Here is a 19,146-nt window from a genome sequence, read left to right on the forward strand (position 1 = left end):
CAACTTACTCGAATGGGTGGTTTGCGGGAGCCTTCCCGACACTCTGTTGCCGAAAGGACACAAGTCGGGCAACCGGCCCTGATTTCCTTTATGCTTTGTTAAGAAAAGCCTGATTTTGCCGCAGCTTAGGCGAGCCAAACAAAGAGATGGACATGCGCCCTTCGACGCATTTTGGACACGTTTTTGACAAGTTCAGGCTATTGCGGTGGAGATGGCAGTTCCCGAAAGCGTAACCGGACGTTCACCCATCCGCTCTCGCTACCGCCTGAGGGCAGAAGCGCGGGACGTGATTCCCGCCAGCGATTCTCTCTCTTCGAAGCGATTCTCCCTTGCGCGCGACTGGCAGGGATAGCCGATTAAGCGGCCGTGATTCGCCGACGGAAGTTGAGATCAGAGATACGCGGTGGAAATCAAAGTGGCGGAGAAGATGGGATTCGAACCCACGATACGCTTTTGACGTATACTCCCTTAGCAGGGGAGCGCCTTCGACCACTCGGCCACCTCTCCGGTGCCGCCTAACTAGGGTGAGCGGTCTGTGAATGCAAGGGTTTTTTGAGTTTTCACCAGAAGAAATGCAGGGCCGGCGTTTCGGCTTTTGACGGACAGCGCCTGCCCCCAAAAGCTCGGCCGATCGATCCTCCAGGCGCACACGCCTTGTAGCGCGCGCTCGCGGACTCAGCTCAATAGGCTCTTGAGATCGGCCGAGGCGTCGGCGAGAATCGCTCGATCGGGATTGGTTCCGGATTCCAGTAGCTTCTTGCCGGTCACATAGGCCTTCGCGTCATTGATCGCATCGACAGCGATCAGCTGACCTTCCCTGAAGTACCAGATCGAATGAGCCCCTTCGCGGGCGCCCGGACGCAAAAGCGTGTCGTCATAACCGAGATTGAAACCGGCGATCTGGAGTTTGACGTCGTACTGGTCGGACCAGAACCAAGGCTTCGGCTCATAAGGCTCGTCGCCGCCGGCGATGAGAGCTGCCGCAGCTTCGGCCTGGTCGACGGCATTCTGCACCGATTCGAGCCTGATGCGCCCACCCTGCCATGGAAGTGCGGCGCAATCGCCGGCCGCAAAAATCGCCGGATCGGAGGTGCGGGCGAATTCGTCGACGATAATGCCGTTGGCGACTTCCAGGCCGGCTTCCTTGGCAAGCTGGTCGTTCGGCACGACGCCGATGCCGACGACGACGAAATCGACATCGATGACCGAGTCGTCGGAAAGGGCGGCGCCGGAAACCCGACCATCCTTGCCGATCAGATGTTTCAGGCCGGTCTTCTCGCGGATCACCACGTCGTGGCTCTCGTGGATGGCGCGCATGAGGTCGGCCGTTTCCTTCGCCGCGACGCGCTGCAGGATGCGATCGGCCATTTCGATGACCGTGACTTCGAGACCACGATGGCGAGCGACGGCCGCAGCCTCGAGGCCGATGTAACCGCCGCCGATGATGAGAACGCGACGGCCGGGGCGCATTTCATCGGCCAGCAGATCGGCATCGCGCTTGTCGCGGGCGACATAGACGCCTTCGAGATCACCGCCGATTGCTGCCGGCAGCCGGCGCGGCGTCGAGCCGGTGGCGAGCACCAGCGTACCATAGTCGAGAACAGAGCCGTCCTGCAGCAGAACTTGCTTGCTGTCCCGCTCGATCTGCTCGGCCCAGGTCGAAAGGCGAAGATCGACGTCGTTGTCGGCATACCAGTGTTCCGGGCGGAACAGCAGGCGGTCGAAGCTCATTTCGCCGAGCAGATATTTCTTCGAAAGCGGCGGGCGCTGATAGGGGGCTACATCCTCGGCGCCGATGAGGGTGATCGGGCGCGTATCCTTCAAAGCACGCAGTTTGGCTGCCAAGGCGAAACCCGCCTGTCCCGCGCCGATGATCACCACTCTATCCGTCACGATCTCACTCCTGAAACTAGGCTCGACATTTACGCCAAGGCCTATCCCCTGCCCCATGCGCCGTCAACGGAAAGCGGCTTCTTACATTCAGCCGATTTCGATCCAGCGACGCTCGTGGAAGGACTGTGCCATGGCATGCACCGACTTTTCTATCCTGAGACCGTCTTTAAATGTCACGATCGACGACGGCTCGCCTGATATTGCCCGGATCAGCTCGCGGCACTCGATGATCTTCAGATCGTTGAAACCGAGGCCATGGCCAGGAGCCGGGATGAAGCGATCATAGGGCCGATGGGCAGGCGCCGCCAGTATCTTGCGGAAGCCCTGCTCCGAACCGGGCCCTTCTGCCTGATAGAGTTCAAACTCGTTCATGCGCTCCTGGTCGTAGAGGATCGAGCCTTTCGAGCCGTAAATCTGCAGGGCGATGCGCCCCTTGCGACCCCAGGCGGCGCGATTCGCCATCAACACGGCGGAGATGCCGCCGCCAAGCCGCATCAGCACGTTGGCTGCATCGTGATTTTCGACGGCACGGCGGCCACCCTGGCTGAGCGGACGGTCGGCATAGGGCTTCACCATATCCGTTATGACGGCCTCGACATGGCCGAAAAGATACCAGAGCAACGACAGCGGGTGCACGGCGAAATCGTCAAGCGCACCATAGCCGGCGGAAAGCTCGCTCTTCCAATAAAAGAAGACGTCGGGATCGGCCATGAAATCCTCGTCCATTTCGACGCGGACATGATTGACCGCACCGATGGCGCCGTCGCCGACAAGTTTCCTGATGTGCCGCATGACGGGATTCTGAATGTAATTATAGCCGAGAGCGGCAACCTTTCCGGAGCGCTCTGCCGTCGCCAGCATGCGCTCGGCATCGGCATAGGCGGGCGCCATAGGCTTCTCACACCAGACATGCTTGCCGGCTTCCAGGGCCGCGATCGCCATCTCGGCATGGAACTGGTTGGGCGTGGTGACGGAAACGACGTCGACCTCGGGGTCGGCGATCAGCGCCCGCCAGTCGGCCGTTGCCTTCTCGAAGCCGAACTCGCCGGCACGGGCCTCGGCAAGCGCGGCATTGGCTTCAGCCAGGTGCACGAGCCGCGGACGCTCGACATCGCCGAACACGGTCTTTACCGCATTCCAGGCCAGCGCATGGCACTTGCCCATATAACCCGTGCCGATCAAACCGATGCCAAGTGGCTTCATTTTCCGTCTCCTCCAGAACTGTGCGCGGATTTTTGGAATATTTGGATCATTTTGACAAGAGACCGTTGGCAGGCATATGGCCTTCATTCTTCGCTGCGATTGTACAAAACCCTTCAATTACAGGCGATTAAAAACAATTAGGCGCGCCGTTCGAAATCGTCTATGCTCAGGAATATGGAATATTTGTTTCATCCCGTGAGCCGCAAGCATGGATAATGATCCCCAAAGGCACGCGCGCGTGCCGCGCGATTTCGAAAGCCTGCGCAGCACTATCATCGAGCGCAAGGCGAACATGCCGAAGCGGCTGGCGCAGGTCGCCGCCTTCGCGCTCGGCAATCCCGACGAAATCGCCTTCGGCACGACGGCGAGCATCGCGGCCGCCTCCGAGGTCCAGCCGTCGACGCTGGTGCGCCTGGCGCATCATCTCGGTTATGACGGCTTTTCCGATCTGCAGAGCATCTTCCGTGAAAGGCTGCGCGACCGGACGCTGAGCTATGAAGAGCGGCTCGTCACGCTGGAGCAAACGAGCGGCGACGACGAAGACGCCAACCTGCTTTCCGGATTCATTGCCGCGGCGAACCAATCGGTCAACCGGCTGGCCGCGACGGTTCAGAGCGAGACGTTCACGAAGGCGGTGGATATCCTCGCCGCCGCCGAAACGATCTATCTGATCGCCAAGCGCCGCTCCTATCCGCTGACGGCGCATATGAGCTATGCATTTTCCAAGCTCAACATCCGCCACCAGATCGTCGCCTCGCCGAACGGAGTCGATCCTGAAATGGTACAGTTCGCATCGCCGAGGGATGCGGCGATCGCGGCGAGCTTCTCGCCCTATGCAGCCGACAGCCTTAGTCAGAGCCAGGAGCTCGCCGATCGCGGCGTCCCGGTCATTGCGATCACCGATTCGGCCTTCTCGCCGCTTGCCGCCTGCGCCACACATTGGTTCGAGGTGGCGGAAGCGGATTTCGCCGGCTTCCGCTCGCTTTCAGCCTCGATGGCGCTCACCATGGCGCTGCCGGTTGCGATCGCCGAGCGGCGTCGCAAGCGTCAACATCACAAAGCTGGAAAAGAGAAAATGGAATAAACATTCCGAATTGACAAAATATCGGAACCAATGTTTCATTATCGACATTCGCAGGCACTGGAAGCCGCGCAAAATCTAGCGGGAGGACATCATGGTACAATCGAATCCGGGTTCACAGCCGGAGCCGGCGCTTGATGTAATCACCATCGGCCGCTCCTCGGTCGATCTTTACGGCCAGCAGATCGGTTCGCGCCTGGAGGATATCGCCTCCTTCGCCAAATCCGTCGGCGGCTGCCCGTCCAATATCGCTATCGGCACGGCGCGGCTCGGCCTCAAGTCCGGGCTCATCACCCGCGTCGGCGACGAGCAGATGGGACGCTTCATCCGCGAGCAGGCGGCGCGCGAGGGCGTGGCGACGGACGGCATCGTCACCGACAAGGAACGGCTGACGGCGCTGGTGCTGCTGGCGGTCGAGGCCGAAGGCGTATCGCCGATGATCTTCTATCGCTCCGACTGTGCCGACATGGCGCTCGAAGAAGGCGATATCGACGAGAACTTCATCAAATCCTCACGCGCCGTTCTCGTCTCCGGCACGCATTTCTCCCGGCCGAATACCGAGGCCGCGCAACGCAAGGCGATCCGCATCGCCAAGGAGAACGGCCGCAAGGTGATCTTCGACATCGACTACCGGCCGAACCTCTGGGGGCTTGCCGGCCATGCGGAAGGTTTCGAGCGTTATGTGAAATCCGACCGCGTCTCCTCGAAAATGAAGGAGACGCTGCCGGATTGCGACCTCATCGTCGGCACCGAAGAGGAAATCCTGATCGCATCAGGCGCCGATGACGTGCTCGGCGCGCTGAAGGAAATCCGTCGCCTGACGCCGGCGACGATCGTGCTCAAGCGCGGCGCGATGGGCTGCATCGTCTATGACGGGCCGATCGCCGATGACCTCGAAGCCGGCATCGTCGGCCAGGGCTTCCCGATCGAGGTGTTCAACGTGCTCGGTGCCGGCGACGCCTTCATGTCCGGTTTCCTGCGCGGCTTCCTGCGCGACGAGCCGCTGAAGACCTGCGCCACCTGGGCCAATGCCTGCGGCGCCTTCGCCGTCTCCCGCCTGCTCTGCTCGCCGGAATATCCGACCTGGGCGGAGCTCGACTTCTTCCTGAAATCCGGCAGCAAACATCGGGCGCTGCGCAAGGACGAGGCGATCAATCATATCCACTGGGCATCGACCCGGCGCGGCGAAATCCCGCTGCTGATGGCGCTGGCGATCGACCACCGCTCGCAGCTTGTCAGCGTCGCCGACGAACTCGGCGTCGGCCATGACAAGATCGTTGCCTTCAAGCGGCTGGCGGTCGAGGCGGCAGCGCGCGTTTCGAACGGCCGCGATGGCTACGGCATGCTGATCGACGAGCGTTTCGGCCGCGACGCCTTCTTCGATGCGGCGACGAAGAACTTCTCCTGGATCGGCCGGCCTGTCGAACTGCCGGGCTCGAAGCCGCTGCGCTTCGAATTCAGCCAGGATATCGGCTCGCAGCTTGTCGAATGGCCGCTCGGCCATTGCATCAAATGCCTGTGCTTCTACCACCCCGACGATCCAGCCGAATTGAAGACGGAGCAGCAGGAGAAGCTGCGCACCCTATTCGAGGCCGCGCGCAAGGTCGGTCGCGAGCTCCTGGTGGAAATCATCGCCGGCAAGAACGGACCGCTCACCGACGATACGATCGCGACCGCGCTGGAGGAGCTCTACGCGCTCGGCATCAAGCCGGACTGGTGGAAGCTGGAGCCGCAGGCTTCCGGCGAAGCCTGGAAGAAGATCGATGCGGTCATCGCCAAAAATGATCCATGGTGCCGTGGTATCGTGCTCCTGGGACTTGAGGCGCCCGCCGACGAGCTGATCTCCTGCTTCGAGGCGACGCTGGCAGCTCCCTCCGTGAAGGGCTTTGCCGTCGGCCGGACGATCTTTGCCGATCCGGCGCGCGCCTGGCTCTCGGGCAACATGAACGACGAGGAGGCGATCGCCGACATGGCCGGCCGCTTCCGGCAATTGACAGAGGCCTGGCTTAAGACGCGTGGGCTTCACTGAGAATTAAGACCCCTCCCCAACCCCTCCCCACAAGGGGGAGGGACTTACGTTGAGGCATCGCTTTACGCCACAAACGAGCTCTCTTGCGGACGCAAGGTTGCGGTGAAATGCGGTGAGCCACACGAGTTAGCCCCTCCCCCTTGTGGGGAGGGGTTGGGGAGGGGAAACCAACTAGAGCGAAGATTGCGGGAGGCCCCGATGGGCAAGACGATACGGTTGACGATGGCGCAGGCCGTCGCGCATTTCCTGAAAGTACAGATGACGGTTGTCGACGGCAAAAAGGTGCCGATCTTCGGCGGCGTCTGGGCGATCTTCGGTCACGGCAACGTCGCTGGTATCGGCGAGGCGCTCTACCAGGTGCGCGGGGAATTGACGACCTATCGCGCCCACAATGAACAGGGCATGGCGCATGCTGCGATTGCCTATGCCAAGGCGAATTTCCGCACGCGCTTCATGGCTTGCACCACCTCGATCGGCCCAGGCGCGCTGAATATGGTGACGGCCGCAGGCGTCGCGCATGTCAACCGCATTCCGGTTCTCTTTCTCCCTGGCGACGTCTTCGCCAACCGCGCGCCCGACCCGGTGCTGCAGCAGATCGAGGATTTCGGCGACGGCACGGTTTCCGCCAATGATGCCTTCCGCCCGGTTTCGCGCTATTTCGACCGAATCACCCGCCCGGAGCAGATCATCACGGCGCTGAAGCGGGCCATGCAGGTGCTGACCGATCCGCTCGATTGCGGGCCGGTGACGCTGTCGCTCTGCCAGGACGTTCAGGCCGAGGCCTTCGATTATCCGGCAAGCCTATTCGAAGAAAAGGTCTGGACGACCCGCCGGCCGCAGCCGGATGCGGACGAGCTGGCAAATGCCATCGCGCTGATCAAGGCGTCTGAGAAGCCGGTGATCGTCGCCGGCGGCGGCGTGCTTTATTCGCAGGCTACGAAGGAACTCGCGGCCTTCGCCGAAGCCCATGCCATCCCCGTCGTCGTCACCCAGGCCGGCAAGTCGTCGATCAACGAGACCCATCCGCTGGCGCTCGGCTCGGTCGGCGTCACGGGCACATCGGCGGCGAACGCGATCGCCGAAGAGACGGATCTCGTCATCGCCGTCGGCACGCGCTGCCAGGATTTCACGACCGGTTCCTGGGCGCTCTTCAAGAACGACAGCCTGAAGATGGTCGGCCTCAACATCGCCGCCTATGACGCGGTGAAGCACGACAGCCACCCTGTGGTGGCCGATGCCCGCGAAGGGCTGAAGGCGCTTTCGGCAGGCCTTTCCGGCTGGAAGGCGCCGGCAGCACTTGCCGAGAAGGCAACGGCGGAAAAGAAAATCTGGATGGAGGCTGTCACCAAGGCTATGGCGGCGACCAACACCGCCCTGCCCTCCGATGCGCAGGTGATCGGCGCGGTGGCGCGCACGCTCGGCGGCGAGAACACGACGGTGCTTTGCGCCGCAGGCGGTCTGCCAGGCGAGCTGCACAAGCTCTGGCCGGCGACGGCGCCCGGCAGTTATCACATGGAATACGGCTTCTCCTGCATGGGCTACGAGATCGCCGGCGGGCTCGGCGCCAAGATGGCGCGCCCCGAACGGGATGTCGTCGTCATGGTCGGCGACGGTTCCTATATGATGATGAACTCCGAGATTGCGACCTCCGTCATGGTTGGGGTCAAACTCAACATCGTCGTGCTCGACAATCGCGGCTATGGCTGCATCAACCGGCTGCAGATGGGAACCGGCGGCGCCAACTTTAACAATCTGCTCAAGGACTCCTATCACGAGGTGATGCCGGAGATCGATTTTCGCGCGCATGCCGAAAGCATGGGCGCCATGGCTGTCAAGGTCAGTTCCATCGCCGAACTCGAGCAGGCGATTGTCGATTCGAAGAAGAACGATCGCACGTCCGTCTTCGTCATCGACACCGATCCCTTGATCACCACTGAGGCCGGCGGCCACTGGTGGGATGTCGCGGTGCCGGAAGTCAGCCCGCGCGAAGAGGTCAACAAGGCGCGCAAGGGTTATGTCGAAGCCCGCGGCTCCCAGCGCATTGGCTGAAACAAGTTAGCCCCATTTTTCCGGAGGAGCGGACCCGCTCCTCCGCCATGTCTTTAAGGAGAATATTGATGAAGGCCAAACTCGGCATGTCGCCCATCGCATGGTGGAACGACGACCTTCCTGAGCTTAGCGACGATGTGTCCCTCGAAGAATGCCTGCGGCAATCGCGCAGTGCCGGTTTCACCGGCATGGAACAAGGCCGCCGCTTCCCCAGCAACCCGGAAGAAATGCTGCCGATCCTGCGCGCAGCCGACGTGACGCTATGCGGCGGCTGGTTCTCCGGCACGCTTGTCAATGAAGAGCTTGCGGCCAACAAGGACCGCATCGCGCCGATGATCGAGCTGTTCAAGGCGGTCAACGCGCCCTGCATCGTCTATGGCGAAGTCGGCCGTTCCATCCAGGGCGATCGGTCCAAGCCGCTCGCCACCAAGCCGCGCCTTTCCGACGACGAGATGAAGGCCTATGCGCGCCGCGTCACCGAATTCGGCGAATGGTGCGCCGAGCAGGGCATGCCGCTCTCCTATCACCACCACATGGCCGCCGTCGTCGAAACCGAGCCGGAACTCGACGCTTTCATGCACAATTCGGGTGAAGGTATTCCGCTGTTGCTCGACGCCGGGCATCTGGCCTTTGCCGGAGGCGATGTGCTGCGCGCCATCGACAATCACCACGCCCGCATCAACCACGTCCACGTCAAGGATATCCGCAAGTCGGTGGTGGACGGGCTCGACCGCAGCCGCCAGTCCTTCCTCGACGCCGTGGCGCTTGGCGCCTTCACCGTGCCGGGCGACGGCTCGCTCGATTTCGGCGCCATCGTCCAGCGTTTCGCCGACCACGGCTATGAAGGCTGGTTCGTCGTCGAGGCCGAACAGGATCCGCGCAAGGCGCCGCCGCAGAAGATGGCCGAGATCGGCCATGCCGAACTGATGCGGGTGATGACGGCGGCAGGCTATACTGTGGAAACGGAAGGCTACCCGAAGGGGTAACCGAACAAAAACCCCTCCCCACCCCCTCCCCACAAGGGGGAGGGACTTAACTTGAGGCACCGCCCCGCACCAGATAGCGGCCACTCCGCAAGAGGGAACGCCGTATATGGGCGAGACGGCACGGCAGGTTAGCCCCTCCCCCTTGTGGGGAGGGGTTGGGGAGGGGAATTTTCCAGGTAAAGAAGGAAAAACCAATGCCAAACCTCAAGGTGAAACCATCCGGCACGCATGGCCGCGTGACGCATGTCACCCCGGAGAACGCCGGCTGGACCTATGTCGGCTTCGATCTGCATCGGATCAAACCGGGTGAGACCGTTTCTGGGGAAACCGGCGAGCGCGAGGTCTGCCTGGTCTGGGTGACCGGCAAGGGCAAGGCGTCGGCCGGCTCGAAGGATTTCGGGACGCTCGGCGAGCGGATGAACCCCTTCGACGGGGCTCCGCATGCGCTTTATATCCCGATGGGCTCGACATGGTCGGTCACGGCGGAGACCGATCTGGAGCTCGCTGTCTGCTCGGCGCCCGGCGGCGGCGGCTATGAGGCAAAGGCGATCCCGCCCGGCACGCATCCGCAGGTGACGCGCGGCAAGGGCACGAATGTGCGCTACGTCAACAACATCATGCCTGAGGACGATAATTCGGCGCATTCGCTGCTCGTCGTCGAGGTGATCACGCCAGGTGGCCATACCTCCTCCTATCCGCCGCACAAACACGATCAGGACGACCTCCCGAACGAGAGCTTCCTGGAGGAGACTTACTACCACCGCCTCAACCCGCCGCAGGGTTTCGGTTTCCAGCGCGTCTACACCGACGACCGCTCGCTCGACGAGGCGATGGCGATCGAGGACGGCGACGTGACGCTGGTGCCGAAGGGCTATCATCCCTGCGCCGCAACGCATGGCTATGATCTTTATTATCTCAATGTCATGGCCGGGCCGAAGCGGATCTGGAAATTCCACAATGCCGCCGAGCACGAATGGCTGCTGAAGGCATGAAGGCCGCGCTCGATCGCTAAATAATCTGACAGCGCCAAACTGTCGGTGATGGTTCACTGCCTCCGTCCAATGAGGATGGAGGATCATCATGCACAGCTCGCATTTCACGATACCGGCCGGCAATATCCGCTCTTCGCGGCGGCCCGGACTTCTTTCTGCAGCGGCCACAGCAGTCCGCTGGCTGGGGCGCAAGATCAGCGAACGGCGCAACTACAATGCGCTGATGGAACTTTCCGACGATCAGTTGAAGGATGTCGGCCTCTCCCGGGGGCAGACAGAAAGCGACGTGCACGTTTACTGCCGCTACTGAAACATCAGACTCACTGTGGTACTGTGCCCCAGCGCAGCCTTGTCGGGCTGCCTGCCTGAACCGGACGATACAATGTCGCAGTTTTCAACAGCTCTGCTCCTGAAAACCAAGACCGTCACCATTCGTGACGTCGTCTGCAATGGCGAGTGCCGCCACAAGAGCGACGAGGAATGTGCTCACAAGACAAGCCTCGTCTATCCCTATCGCGGCGTCTTTATGCGCCATGTCGGCCGCACGGATACGGTGGCTGAAGCCAATCAGGTGCTGTTCTTCAATGCCGGTCAGGGCTATCGGATCAGCCATCCGATCGCGGGCGGCGACGGCTGCATCGACCTGTCGATCGACGAATCCATGCTGGAAGAGCTGGCGCCGAAGGAGCAGGCCCAGCCCGGCCCGGCCTTTTCCTTCCGCCGCCAGCGCCGGCGGATCGACCCTCGCGCGCAGGCGCTGGTCGCCCTGCTGCGCCACGGTCTCAGGCGCAACGTCGCCGAAACGCTCGAGGCGGAAACGCTGGCCCTGACGCTGGTTCGCCGCTCGCTCGGCGAGCGCACCTCGCATGCGGCCGGCGCCAGCCTCGGCCGGCAGAAACTCGTCGACCGGGCAAAGCTGGTGCTTTCCTCCGATCTCGCGCGACGCTGGACGCTCGCGGAAATCGCTTGGGAAGTCGGCGTTTCCCCTGTTTACCTCACCCAGGTCTTCCAGCAGGTCGAGGCCACGCCGCTCTATCGCTATCAGCTGAGGCTGCGGCTTGCCCGGGCGCTCGATCTGCTCGGCCAGTATGACGATCTGACCTCACTCGGCCTCGATCTCGGTTTTTCCAGCCACAGTCATTTCAGCGCTTCTTTCAAACAGGCCTTCGGTCAGACTCCGGCCGAATTTCAGCGCTCGGCGCAACTGCGGCGCCGACCCTAATCCCGATTGATCGCTAAAGTTTTCGACAGCGGTGATGCGGTCTTCGATGCTCTTATGACGCTGTCCCGATCCGGGGACGATCAATTGAGGATTACCCGATGAAGAAGACCACATGCGCTGCCTGCGACTGCGAACTCGGCGCCGAGACCATCACCGTCAAGCTCGGCGGCAAGACCGTCGAAGTCTGCTGTCAGGAATGCGCCGAGGCGCTCAACGAGGCGGAAGCGTCGACGTCGGCCGCTCAGAGCAGCAAGGAATAGAGGGCAATCGACAGAGGCCGCGCCAGGAAGCGCGGCTTCCACGTCTCAGGCGGGCAGAAGCCCGTATCGCCAGCCGCGGCGCCTGGCATTCTCAGACAGCACCAGCAGGGCAAGCACCACCATGCCTGCCTCGGCAAAAACAGGCACCATCCAGATTCCCTGCTCGCCGAAGACGAAGGGCAGCAGGAAGGTGAGAGGCAGGGTGAGAAGATAGGGTCGCGACAGACCGAAGATCGCCGCGCGCGGCGCATCGCCGATCGACTGGAAATAGGACGACAGGATCAGCATCTGCCCGAACAGAAAATAGGCGCCGATCGTCCAGGGCAGAATTCGCCTGACCTCGGCGATAATGGCGGGATCGCCGACGAAGGCGGCGCCGATGCGACCAGCCAGCAGTTCCACCGTGATCTCCACCAGGCTGCAATAGACCAGCGCCGAGAGCATGGCGATCTGCAGGCTGCGGCCGACGCGCAACCCAAGGCCGGCGCCGTGATTGTTGCCGGCGATCGTCTGCAGGGCGATGCTGAGACCAAGCAGCGGCAGATAGGTGAAGGTCAGGATACGGGTGATGATGCCGTAGGCGGCAATGGTGGCGGTATAATCACGCGTGCTCCAGAGCGAGACGTTGACCAGAATCGCGGCCGAGGCAAGCGATATGCCGATGAAACCGAGGCTCATGGGCGCGCCCAAGGCGACGATGCCGCGCCATTCGACAAGGGCGAATGTGGGAGAAGGCCTGAGCGTCGCCGGCCGGCGCCAGCGATAGACGAGCACGGCGGCGAGACAGACGAATTGCGAAGCGATGGAGCCTGCGGCCGAACCGAGCACGCCCCAATGCATCACTGCCATGAACAGCCAGTTGGCGAGGATGTTGAGCAGCGAGGCCGAGGCCGTGACCGCCGTCATGAAACCGATCCTGCCTTCACAGCGCAGCCCATCGAGATGCAGTGACAGGAGAAAACTCACTGGCGTCGAGGCGATCATCGCGCCCATGAAAAGCATGGCGCCCTCGGCCACGGCGGTGTTGCCGGCGGCGGCATCGATGATCCGCCCGCCGAGGCCCCAGTAGACTATGATGAGGATCACAATGACGGCGAGCGCCAGCGTATGGGCGCCGGAAAATACCCGGCGCGCGCCCTGGCGATCGCCGGCACCGAGCCGACGGGCGAGGATGCTTCCCATGCCGTTCGAGACGAGCGATTGCACGGCGACCAGCAGCATAAGCCCTGGGAAGATCAGGCTGACGGCTGAGAGCGCATCGGGGCCGACATAGGCGCCCAGGAAATAGGCGTCGACGACAGCAAAGAGGCCGTTGACGGTGGTGATCGCGACGATCGGCGCCGCAGTCCTGATGAATACGCCCGGCAGCCAGCCGGTGAGGAAAGCATTGCCTTTGGAAGGATTGGTCATGGGGAAATCCGTGCGATATCGGGCGACATCCGCTGCGGCTTGAACAAAGCGCATGCGGGCAGCCTGGAAAGGATGAGGAGCAAATCAGAGATCGAGCACCAGATGAGGCACGCCGTTCGAGGTCTTCCTGGGGGAGACGCCGTCGCCATCGATCTGCGCAGTCACGCGCCGCCGAAAGGCTGAAAAGCTCTCGAAGGTGACCACGTCAAGCGCTTCGTCGAAATGGATGGTGATCCGGTGGAGGCCGCCCGGCAGGGCCGAAAGCGAGATGATTTCGCCAGTGAACGGCTGATTGAGATAGCGGCCGCGAATATGGGCGCCGACGAAGAGCGGCGTCTTCGCAGCCGCATTGGGCTTTGCCGCCAGAGCGGCCAGCGTGTTCCAGTCACGCACGCCATGCTGGCGGGCGATCATTTCCAAGGCCGCACTGTGGGTCAGCGCGGTGCCGCGATCGTTCATCGCCTGGCGCAGGCGCTTAGCCTGGGCCTTCAGTTCTTCAATGCCGGGATAGGTCGTCATGGAGTGAGCCTTCGCAAGGCATGCTCTTCGACTGTCAATGGGAGCTCGCATTGCCGTCAGTCAGCATGCACAAGGGGCCGTGACCATGATCGCGAGGGCTTCACCATGGATTTTCATCCGCGAGCGGCCGGTGCCTCGAACCGGGGTTTTGTATGCGCGATCGCCGTCTGCATGTCAAGAATGACGCGGCTGCCCGCGGAATTGCGCGAATTTGGAGCAGATCTGGCCGAAATCGGTGCGATTTCCAGCGATTCTTGGCAACAGCCTTCAATCTTAGCGATGATCTTCAGCAATCGTCAGCACTCTTGCATTATTCTCTGCCTACGATGAGCGGAGGCTAAAAGGGCCTTTCAGATGCACCTCGACACAGAACACCCCAAGCCGGAACGTGCTTACCGGGAATTCAATCTCGACAGGCCGGGCAATATCATCTTCGTCGGCCACCACCTCAGCACCGGTACGCAGGTACGCTGCCTGATCCGCACGATCACACTTGCCGGCGCGGTGCTGGAAGTCAGTCCAAGCCTGGAGATGCCGAGTCATTTCTTTCTCGAGATACTCGGCATCCATGACGAAATCGGCGCCACCTTGGTCAAGCGCGAAGACGAACTGGTGACGATCAGCTTCAACATGCTGCTCAATCCGGAATTCCTCCACCACGTGCTACGACTGAGCTTCGAAAACTGAGGCCGCCTCCAGTTGCCGCCCGATCGGGGCGCAGCCTCCTCGTCTCGCCTCTTCTTGCCGAGAGATGCGCGATGATCGGTATGATCCAGAGAAGTCCGCGCCATTCCGGGCCATCGAGCGGATCGGCCATGGGATCGCGGCGCATCCGGTAATTGCGGGACGCGACTTCGTTGAAGAGAACTACCCAGTTGAGAAGCATTGCCTATCCTCCATCTATTGCTGGAGTAGTTGAGCTAGGCCTTCACGCGCCCGCTATGTAGAGGCATGGAGGAAAGGGGGTTTTCATCCATGAAAGAGGCGAGCTGGGACGATCTGCAGCTTTTCTTCCATGTCGCGACCGGCGGCGGGCTTTCGGCGGCGGCGGCGCGGACGGGGCTCAGTGCGCCGACGATCGGCCGGCGCATGCTGGGGCTCGAACGGGTGACCGGCCGGTCGCTGTTCAACCGCGGCCCCACAGGCTACCTGCTTGCCAAGGACGGCCAGGAGCTGCTCGATCGCGTCCGGCTGATGCAGGATGCGGCGCGGGCGATCTCCGACTGGCGCGGTGAGGTTCTGACGCTGCCGATTGTGTCGACGGTTGTCGACAGCTGGACGTCGCGCTTCATTGCCGACCACCTGGCCAGCGTCTGGACGCCGAAAGACTGCTTTCGCATGTGCTACAAGACCCGTGACGCGAGTGTCGATTTCACCTATCGCGAGGCGCATATCGCCATTCGCCACAGCCGGCCGGACAGCGGCAACGTCGCGATCCGCCGTTCAGTCAAGGTGGCGCATGCGGTTTATCAGGCGGCCGATTATGACGAGACAAATTGCAACTGGATCTCACTCGGAACGGACATCGCCATCACACCGGCGGACAAGTGGACTTTCGAACAGCCGGATTATTGGATCACCAGCTGGACCAACACGCCGCATATGCTCTTTTACCTGATCCGAGGCGGCGCCGGCCGCGGCGTGCTGCCCTGTTTCATCGGCGACCAGGAGCGCAAGCTCGTCCGCGCCGGGCCTGTCATCGATGAATTGACCTACGAGATGTGGATCGTCGCGCATGACGACGAGCGGCAAAGGCCGGAAGTCAGGACGGTCATCGATCGCCTGGCCACACTGTTTGCCGATCATGAAGATCTGTTTGCCGGAGAGAGACCGTCGGTCTGAAGCGCACAAGAAACGCGGGCCAACGGGCCCGCGTTAGCTCACCGGTTGGTTTCATCACGCGGCGAGATGCCGTTCGATCTCATCGATCGGCAGATTGGTATAGTCCTTCGCCAATTCCGCCGATATCGCCGCCTGCGTCTCGGCGCTCAGCGCCGGCCGGAGGGTGCCGAGCGCCTTCGGCGGCGCGATGAGGACGATACGGCGCGCGTCCTTTGCCTGGGTCAGCTCGTCCATTCGCTCCGCCACGTGCTTCAGAAATTGCGCTTCGGCCTGCTCCTGCCAGCTGGTCTCTTCGACAGCGCTGCGGCTCCATCCATCAGCGGCATGGCTGCGGCCAGGCTTGTCGGTGCCGAGCTCGCGATCGGGCTCGTTCGGCTGCGTCAGGGTTTCCAACACCTTCAGGTTCATCAGCTGGGCATCGCCGGCATTCTGCATGATCAGGGCCTTGGCTCCATTGCAGACTACGACCCATGATTTCCCGGGGATTCTGATGTCGGTCATCTTCAACTCCTCGCTGTCGTCATCGAAGCGCCCTCGCTTCATCGATCGAAAGCGCGTCGCAATCTTTCAGATTCGCTCCTTACGCTTTCGGTGTTTGTTTTTACGCATGTCATTACCGCAAAACCGCTGACACTTTTGCGCGACATGCTTCAGGCAGAACGCCCGGCCATTGAAAGAGTTCGGGAAAACTGCGCCGAAATCGGTCGGGGCACAGTCCGTAATGCGTTTTGGCAGCACAGTCTGCGTGCCGATTGTGAACGTTCGGCGTCCCGCATGGAAACAAAATTTGAACTCGTTAAAATTGTCTTTTTATATTTGACGAATGTGCAAAACATTCATGTGACCGTGGCTGAAGCAAGATCAGCTTGCTCCAGAGCAAGAACCCCCAATTGTGCCCTGCCTGACGGAGAATGTAAGATGACTATGCTCCGCGCCACACACCTTGCAACGGTCAAGTCCGCCATTTACGACCTGCGCTGGGAAGAGTTCAACGTCAAGCGCCCGGCCCGTATCGTCGCCGTCCGGCCGTGCCTCACCGGCGTCTCGATGCGAAGCGCCGAGATCATCGACATATCGCAAGGCGGTGCGACCTTCATCGTCTCGACCACCGCCGGTCTGCCGAAACATTATTATCTCAACATTCTCGGCCTGGCCTATCGCATCGGCTGTGCCGAGGTCTATCGCAATAAGGAACGCATCGGCGTAAGGTTCATCAACCTCCTGGACCCCGAGGTTCTGCGCCGCGTCGTGCGCGCCGATTTCCTTGTCGGCAATATGGAAGCGATCGACGCCCGGCGTGCACCGATGTTCCGCGAGACGAGGCCGGCGGCCAGTCTCGCATAAGTCGTCGATCGAAGACGAAATCAGGCGGAGATTCAAAGCGCTACGCCGTCCCTGCCGCGTTTGAATAGGCGGGCCGGGCTGCTGCGGTTGCGGAATAATCTTGCTTGCCTTGGCCGTGCCCGGGCCTATTGTTGCGCCTGATTTCAACATGTCCGGGAAACCCCTTTCGCATGTCCGCCTTCTCGCGCTTCACGCCCCTCATCAGCGCCCTGCCCTCCACAGTTCCCTTTGTCGGCCCCGAGGCCATCGAACGCCACCGCGGACGTGCCGTACTGGCGCGCATCGGCGCCAATGAGAACGGCTTCGGCCCGGCCCCCTCCGTGCTTGCCGCGATGCGCGAAGAGGCACGCGACATCTGGAAATACAACGACCCGGAAAATTTCGCGCTGAGGGAAGCGCTTGGCGCGCATCTTGGTGTGACGGCCGCCAATATCGCCATCGCCGGCGGCATTGACGAATTGCTCGGCCAGATCGTCCGGCTGGTGATCGAGCCGGGGGCGCCCGTCATTACCTCGCTCGGCGCCTATCCGACATTCAATTTCCATGTCGCCGGTTTTGGCGGCCGGCTGGTGACCGTCCCCTACGCAAACGACCGCGAGGATCTCGACGGGCTGCTCGACGCGGTCAGGCGCGAGAATGCGCCCCTCGTCTATTTCGCCAATCCCGACAATCCGATGGGAAGCTGGTGGGACGCCGACAGCATTGTCGCTTTCGCCCGGGCGCTGCCCGAGACCACGATGATGGTGCTGGACGAAGCCTATAGCGAAACCGGGCCGGCACATTCGCTGCCGTCGATCGCTTCGCTCATCGAGTTGCCGAACATCGTGCGCACCCGCACCTTTTCCAAGGCTTACGGGCTTGCCGGCTCCCGCACCGGCTACGTGATCTCGACCTCAGGCACGGCACAGGCCTTCGACAAGATCCGCAATCATTTCGGCATGAACCGGCTGGCGACGGCCGCAGCGCTGGCCGCGCTCAAGGACCAGGCCTATCTGGCCGAGGTGGTCGGGAAAATCCATGCAGCACGGGAGCGGATCGGCCGCATCGCCCGGGCAAACGGTCTTGAGCCGCTGCCCTCGGCGACGAATTTCGTGGCGATCGATACCGGCCGCGACGGCGCCCATGCGCGGGCGATCGTCGATGGCCTGATGGAGCACGGCATCTTCATCCGCATGCCGGGCGTTGCGCCGCTCAATCGCTGCATCCGCGTCAGCGTCGGACCGGAGGCTGAGATGGCGCTGTTCGAGGAAGCGCTGCCGCAGGTCCTGAAAACGCTCGCCTGAGGTTGTCATTCTGCCAGATCGCCGACATGGTCAGGTCTTCGGCATTTGCCTGCGTATTGCGTCAGCTGAGTTCCTGGGCGAGGCCGATCAGAATCCCTTCAGGTCCGCGGATATAGCAGAGCCGATAGGCGTCCTTATATTGAACGACCTCCCCTACGAGCTGCGCGCCGCGCCTGCGGAGCCTTTCAAGCGTCTCGTCAATGTCATCCACTGCGAACATGACGCGGAGGTAGCCGAGGGCGTTGACCGGAGCATTCCGGTGATCTGCGACGACATCAAGCGCCAGGAAGCGGGAGAGCTCGAGCCGGCTGTGGCCGTCCGGTGTGCGCATCATGGCAATCTCGACACGCTGATCGCCCAGTCCGGTGATACGTCCGGCCCATTCGCCTTCGACTGTTGCCCGTCCTTCGAACTCGAGGCCGAGTTCGCGAAAGAAATCAATCGCCTCTCCGAGGTCTTCGACGACGATTCCCACATTGTCCATTCGCTTGAGCGCCATGTTTTGATCCCCAAGGTGTCGTTGCAATCGACCAGGTCTTGCCTCGTCTAACGAAGGACGTCTGAGGCGTCCCAACACCGACAACCTCAGAAATTTGAATCATGGACCCGCTCAAATCGCCATTCCGATTTCGAACGTCTGTTGGAGCGCCGTGCGTCCTTGGACACGCGGCGCTCCAACACGTCGAGTTGAGGTATCGTTCTGTCCGGAATCGTTTCAGATTTTCGGTCGACGCGTTAGTGAACCGTCATCCATTCGCGGGCAGCGCGCAGTGCTTCCACGAGCTGCATCTTGTTCATAGCGGCGGCCACGTCGGCGCGAAGCTCGGCGGCGCGGTCGTTGCCCTTGATCGCGGCGATGTTCAGCCACTTGTGGGCGGCAACGAGATCGACGGCGCAGCCGCGGCCGGTTGCGTACATCAGACCCATTTCGCAGAAGACATCGGCGCTGTTGTTGTCGCCACCCATGGTGGCCGTTTCAGCATTGTGCATTTCAAAGCGTGCCATCGGTTTTATCCCTGTTAGCCTGTTTACG

Annotated in this window: 21 protein-coding genes and 1 tRNA gene; 12 read left to right on the plus strand and 10 right to left on the minus strand. The window is 61.7% G+C overall.

The window, feature by feature from the left end; translation table 11 throughout:
* Nucleotides 1-416: 416 nt before the first annotated feature.
* The 3 genes from QWJ46_RS06890 to QWJ46_RS06900 form a co-directional block, all read right to left on the minus strand.
* Nucleotides 417-507 (minus strand) — tRNA-Ser (locus QWJ46_RS06890).
* A gap of 168 nt (nucleotides 508-675) precedes the next feature.
* Nucleotides 676-1,893 (minus strand): NAD(P)/FAD-dependent oxidoreductase, encoded by a 1,218-nt coding sequence (locus QWJ46_RS06895; protein WP_184453404.1) that lies wholly within the window; start codon nucleotides 1,891-1,893, stop codon nucleotides 676-678.
* Between the two features lie 87 nt (nucleotides 1,894-1,980).
* Nucleotides 1,981-3,096, minus strand: a complete 1,116-nt coding sequence (locus QWJ46_RS06900) for a Gfo/Idh/MocA family protein (protein ID WP_302750029.1) — start codon at nucleotides 3,094-3,096, stop codon at nucleotides 1,981-1,983.
* Nucleotides 3,097-3,304: 208 nt separating this feature from the next.
* Here QWJ46_RS06900 and QWJ46_RS06905 point away from each other — a divergent pair, with 208 nt between their 5' ends.
* The 8 genes from QWJ46_RS06905 (at nucleotide 3,305) to QWJ46_RS06940 (ending at nucleotide 11,715) form a co-directional block, all read left to right on the plus strand.
* On the plus strand, nucleotides 3,305-4,180 hold the full coding sequence (locus QWJ46_RS06905; RefSeq protein WP_184453408.1) for a MurR/RpiR family transcriptional regulator: 876 nt from the start codon (nucleotides 3,305-3,307) through the stop codon (nucleotides 4,178-4,180).
* Nucleotides 4,181-4,271: 91 nt separating this feature from the next.
* Nucleotides 4,272-6,206, plus strand: coding sequence for a 5-dehydro-2-deoxygluconokinase (gene iolC, locus QWJ46_RS06910; protein WP_302750031.1), 1,935 nt, complete (start codon nucleotides 4,272-4,274; stop codon nucleotides 6,204-6,206).
* 198 nt (nucleotides 6,207-6,404) lie between these two features.
* Nucleotides 6,405-8,255, plus strand: a complete 1,851-nt coding sequence (iolD, locus tag QWJ46_RS06915) for a 3D-(3,5/4)-trihydroxycyclohexane-1,2-dione acylhydrolase (decyclizing) (protein ID WP_302750033.1) — start codon at nucleotides 6,405-6,407, stop codon at nucleotides 8,253-8,255.
* 68 nt (nucleotides 8,256-8,323) lie between these two features.
* A complete protein-coding gene (iolE, locus tag QWJ46_RS06920; protein ID WP_302750035.1) occupies nucleotides 8,324-9,241 on the plus strand; it encodes a myo-inosose-2 dehydratase in 918 nt (305 codons plus the stop codon).
* 194 nt (nucleotides 9,242-9,435) lie between these two features.
* Nucleotides 9,436-10,233: a 5-deoxy-glucuronate isomerase gene (gene iolB / locus QWJ46_RS06925; RefSeq protein WP_302750037.1), complete on the plus strand. Its 798-nt coding sequence runs from the start codon at nucleotides 9,436-9,438 to the stop codon at nucleotides 10,231-10,233.
* An 88-nt stretch (nucleotides 10,234-10,321) separates the two neighbouring features.
* Nucleotides 10,322-10,543, plus strand: a complete 222-nt coding sequence (locus QWJ46_RS06930; protein ID WP_302750039.1) for a DUF1127 domain-containing protein — start codon at nucleotides 10,322-10,324, stop codon at nucleotides 10,541-10,543.
* Between the two features lie 72 nt (nucleotides 10,544-10,615).
* Nucleotides 10,616-11,455: a helix-turn-helix transcriptional regulator gene (locus QWJ46_RS06935; protein ID WP_302750041.1), complete on the plus strand. Its 840-nt coding sequence runs from the start codon at nucleotides 10,616-10,618 to the stop codon at nucleotides 11,453-11,455.
* A 98-nt stretch (nucleotides 11,456-11,553) separates the two neighbouring features.
* The gene (locus QWJ46_RS06940; protein ID WP_302750042.1) at nucleotides 11,554-11,715 is read left to right on the plus strand and encodes a hypothetical protein; all 162 of its coding nucleotides are present in this window, start codon (nucleotides 11,554-11,556) and stop codon (nucleotides 11,713-11,715) included.
* Nucleotides 11,716-11,760: 45 nt separating this feature from the next.
* On the opposite strand, the gene QWJ46_RS06945 is transcribed toward QWJ46_RS06940, so the two are convergent.
* The 3 genes from QWJ46_RS06945 to QWJ46_RS06955 all read right to left on the minus strand — a co-directional run bounded on the left by QWJ46_RS06945 (nucleotide 11,761) and on the right by QWJ46_RS06955 (nucleotide 13,937).
* On the minus strand, nucleotides 11,761-13,125 hold the full coding sequence (locus QWJ46_RS06945; protein ID WP_302750044.1) for an MATE family efflux transporter: 1,365 nt from the start codon (nucleotides 13,123-13,125) through the stop codon (nucleotides 11,761-11,763).
* Nucleotides 13,126-13,209: 84 nt separating this feature from the next.
* Complete coding sequence (locus tag QWJ46_RS06950; RefSeq protein WP_302750046.1) at nucleotides 13,210-13,644, minus strand: glyoxalase superfamily protein; 435 nt, start codon at nucleotides 13,642-13,644, stop codon at nucleotides 13,210-13,212.
* A 113-nt stretch (nucleotides 13,645-13,757) separates the two neighbouring features.
* A complete protein-coding gene (locus tag QWJ46_RS06955; protein ID WP_302750047.1) occupies nucleotides 13,758-13,937 on the minus strand; it encodes a hypothetical protein in 180 nt (59 codons plus the stop codon).
* A gap of 61 nt (nucleotides 13,938-13,998) precedes the next feature.
* Here QWJ46_RS06955 and QWJ46_RS06960 point away from each other — a divergent pair, with 61 nt between their 5' ends.
* Nucleotides 13,999-14,331, plus strand: coding sequence for a hypothetical protein (locus QWJ46_RS06960; protein WP_302750049.1), 333 nt, complete (start codon nucleotides 13,999-14,001; stop codon nucleotides 14,329-14,331).
* On the opposite strand, the gene QWJ46_RS06965 is transcribed toward QWJ46_RS06960, so the two are convergent.
* Entirely contained in the window at nucleotides 14,282-14,530 is a 249-nt protein-coding gene (locus tag QWJ46_RS06965; RefSeq protein WP_302750051.1) for a hypothetical protein, read from the minus strand. The genes QWJ46_RS06960 and QWJ46_RS06965 overlap by 50 nt on opposite strands.
* An 89-nt stretch (nucleotides 14,531-14,619) precedes the next feature.
* Here QWJ46_RS06965 and QWJ46_RS06970 point away from each other — a divergent pair, with 89 nt between their 5' ends.
* Nucleotides 14,620-15,486, plus strand: a complete 867-nt coding sequence (locus tag QWJ46_RS06970; RefSeq protein ID WP_302750052.1) for a LysR family transcriptional regulator — start codon at nucleotides 14,620-14,622, stop codon at nucleotides 15,484-15,486.
* 54 nt (nucleotides 15,487-15,540) lie between these two features.
* On the opposite strand, the gene QWJ46_RS06975 is transcribed toward QWJ46_RS06970, so the two are convergent.
* Complete coding sequence (locus QWJ46_RS06975) at nucleotides 15,541-15,987, minus strand: host attachment protein (protein ID WP_064806044.1); 447 nt, start codon at nucleotides 15,985-15,987, stop codon at nucleotides 15,541-15,543.
* Nucleotides 15,988-16,404: 417 nt separating this feature from the next.
* On the opposite strand from QWJ46_RS06975, the gene QWJ46_RS06980 reads away from it, so the two are divergent.
* Together QWJ46_RS06980 and QWJ46_RS06985 are read left to right on the plus strand one after the other, a co-directional pair.
* Nucleotides 16,405-16,830, plus strand: coding sequence for a PilZ domain-containing protein (locus tag QWJ46_RS06980; RefSeq protein WP_184453433.1), 426 nt, complete (start codon nucleotides 16,405-16,407; stop codon nucleotides 16,828-16,830).
* 170 nt (nucleotides 16,831-17,000) lie between these two features.
* Nucleotides 17,001-18,113, plus strand: coding sequence for a pyridoxal phosphate-dependent aminotransferase (locus QWJ46_RS06985; RefSeq protein ID WP_302750056.1), 1,113 nt, complete (start codon nucleotides 17,001-17,003; stop codon nucleotides 18,111-18,113).
* Between the two features lie 61 nt (nucleotides 18,114-18,174).
* On the opposite strand, the gene QWJ46_RS06990 is transcribed toward QWJ46_RS06985, so the two are convergent.
* Both QWJ46_RS06990 and QWJ46_RS06995 read right to left on the minus strand, forming a co-directional pair.
* Complete coding sequence (locus tag QWJ46_RS06990; RefSeq protein WP_302750058.1) at nucleotides 18,175-18,612, minus strand: VOC family protein; 438 nt, start codon at nucleotides 18,610-18,612, stop codon at nucleotides 18,175-18,177.
* Nucleotides 18,613-18,848: 236 nt separating this feature from the next.
* Complete coding sequence (locus QWJ46_RS06995) at nucleotides 18,849-19,118, minus strand: sel1 repeat family protein (protein WP_011424668.1); 270 nt, start codon at nucleotides 19,116-19,118, stop codon at nucleotides 18,849-18,851.
* Between the last annotated feature and the right edge of the window lie 28 nt (nucleotides 19,119-19,146).

Source organism: Rhizobium sp. CBN3 (genome assembly GCF_030518245.1).
Lineage (GTDB): Bacteria > Pseudomonadota > Alphaproteobacteria > Rhizobiales > Rhizobiaceae > Rhizobium > Rhizobium aethiopicum_A.

Excerpts from the sequence above, each read along its gene's own strand:
- QWJ46_RS06900 (WP_302750029.1), bottom strand. The coding sequence starts at position 3,096 with ATGAAGCCACTTGGCATCGGTTTGATCGGCACGGGTTATATGGGCAAG.
- QWJ46_RS06905 (WP_184453408.1), top strand. The coding sequence starts at position 3,305 with ATGGATAATGATCCCCAAAGGCACGCGCGCGTGCCGCGCGATTTCGAA.
- iolC (WP_302750031.1), top strand. The coding sequence starts at position 4,272 with ATGGTACAATCGAATCCGGGTTCACAGCCGGAGCCGGCGCTTGATGTA.
- iolD (WP_302750033.1), top strand. The coding sequence starts at position 6,405 with ATGGGCAAGACGATACGGTTGACGATGGCGCAGGCCGTCGCGCATTTC.
- iolE (WP_302750035.1), top strand. The coding sequence starts at position 8,324 with ATGAAGGCCAAACTCGGCATGTCGCCCATCGCATGGTGGAACGACGAC.
- iolB (WP_302750037.1), top strand. The coding sequence starts at position 9,436 with ATGCCAAACCTCAAGGTGAAACCATCCGGCACGCATGGCCGCGTGACG.
- QWJ46_RS06930 (WP_302750039.1), top strand. The coding sequence starts at position 10,322 with ATGCACAGCTCGCATTTCACGATACCGGCCGGCAATATCCGCTCTTCG.
- QWJ46_RS06935 (WP_302750041.1), top strand. The coding sequence starts at position 10,616 with ATGTCGCAGTTTTCAACAGCTCTGCTCCTGAAAACCAAGACCGTCACC.
- QWJ46_RS06940 (WP_302750042.1), top strand. The coding sequence starts at position 11,554 with ATGAAGAAGACCACATGCGCTGCCTGCGACTGCGAACTCGGCGCCGAG.
- QWJ46_RS06945 (WP_302750044.1), bottom strand. The coding sequence starts at position 13,125 with ATGACCAATCCTTCCAAAGGCAATGCTTTCCTCACCGGCTGGCTGCCG.
- QWJ46_RS06950 (WP_302750046.1), bottom strand. The coding sequence starts at position 13,644 with ATGACGACCTATCCCGGCATTGAAGAACTGAAGGCCCAGGCTAAGCGC.
- QWJ46_RS06960 (WP_302750049.1), top strand. The coding sequence starts at position 13,999 with ATGCACCTCGACACAGAACACCCCAAGCCGGAACGTGCTTACCGGGAA.
- QWJ46_RS06965 (WP_302750051.1), bottom strand. The coding sequence starts at position 14,530 with ATGCTTCTCAACTGGGTAGTTCTCTTCAACGAAGTCGCGTCCCGCAAT.
- QWJ46_RS06970 (WP_302750052.1), top strand. The coding sequence starts at position 14,620 with ATGAAAGAGGCGAGCTGGGACGATCTGCAGCTTTTCTTCCATGTCGCG.
- QWJ46_RS06975 (WP_064806044.1), bottom strand. The coding sequence starts at position 15,987 with ATGACCGACATCAGAATCCCCGGGAAATCATGGGTCGTAGTCTGCAAT.
- QWJ46_RS06980 (WP_184453433.1), top strand. The coding sequence starts at position 16,405 with ATGACTATGCTCCGCGCCACACACCTTGCAACGGTCAAGTCCGCCATT.
- QWJ46_RS06985 (WP_302750056.1), top strand. The coding sequence starts at position 17,001 with ATGTCCGCCTTCTCGCGCTTCACGCCCCTCATCAGCGCCCTGCCCTCC.
- QWJ46_RS06990 (WP_302750058.1), bottom strand. The coding sequence starts at position 18,612 with ATGGCGCTCAAGCGAATGGACAATGTGGGAATCGTCGTCGAAGACCTC.
- QWJ46_RS06995 (WP_011424668.1), bottom strand. The coding sequence starts at position 19,118 with ATGGCACGCTTTGAAATGCACAATGCTGAAACGGCCACCATGGGTGGC.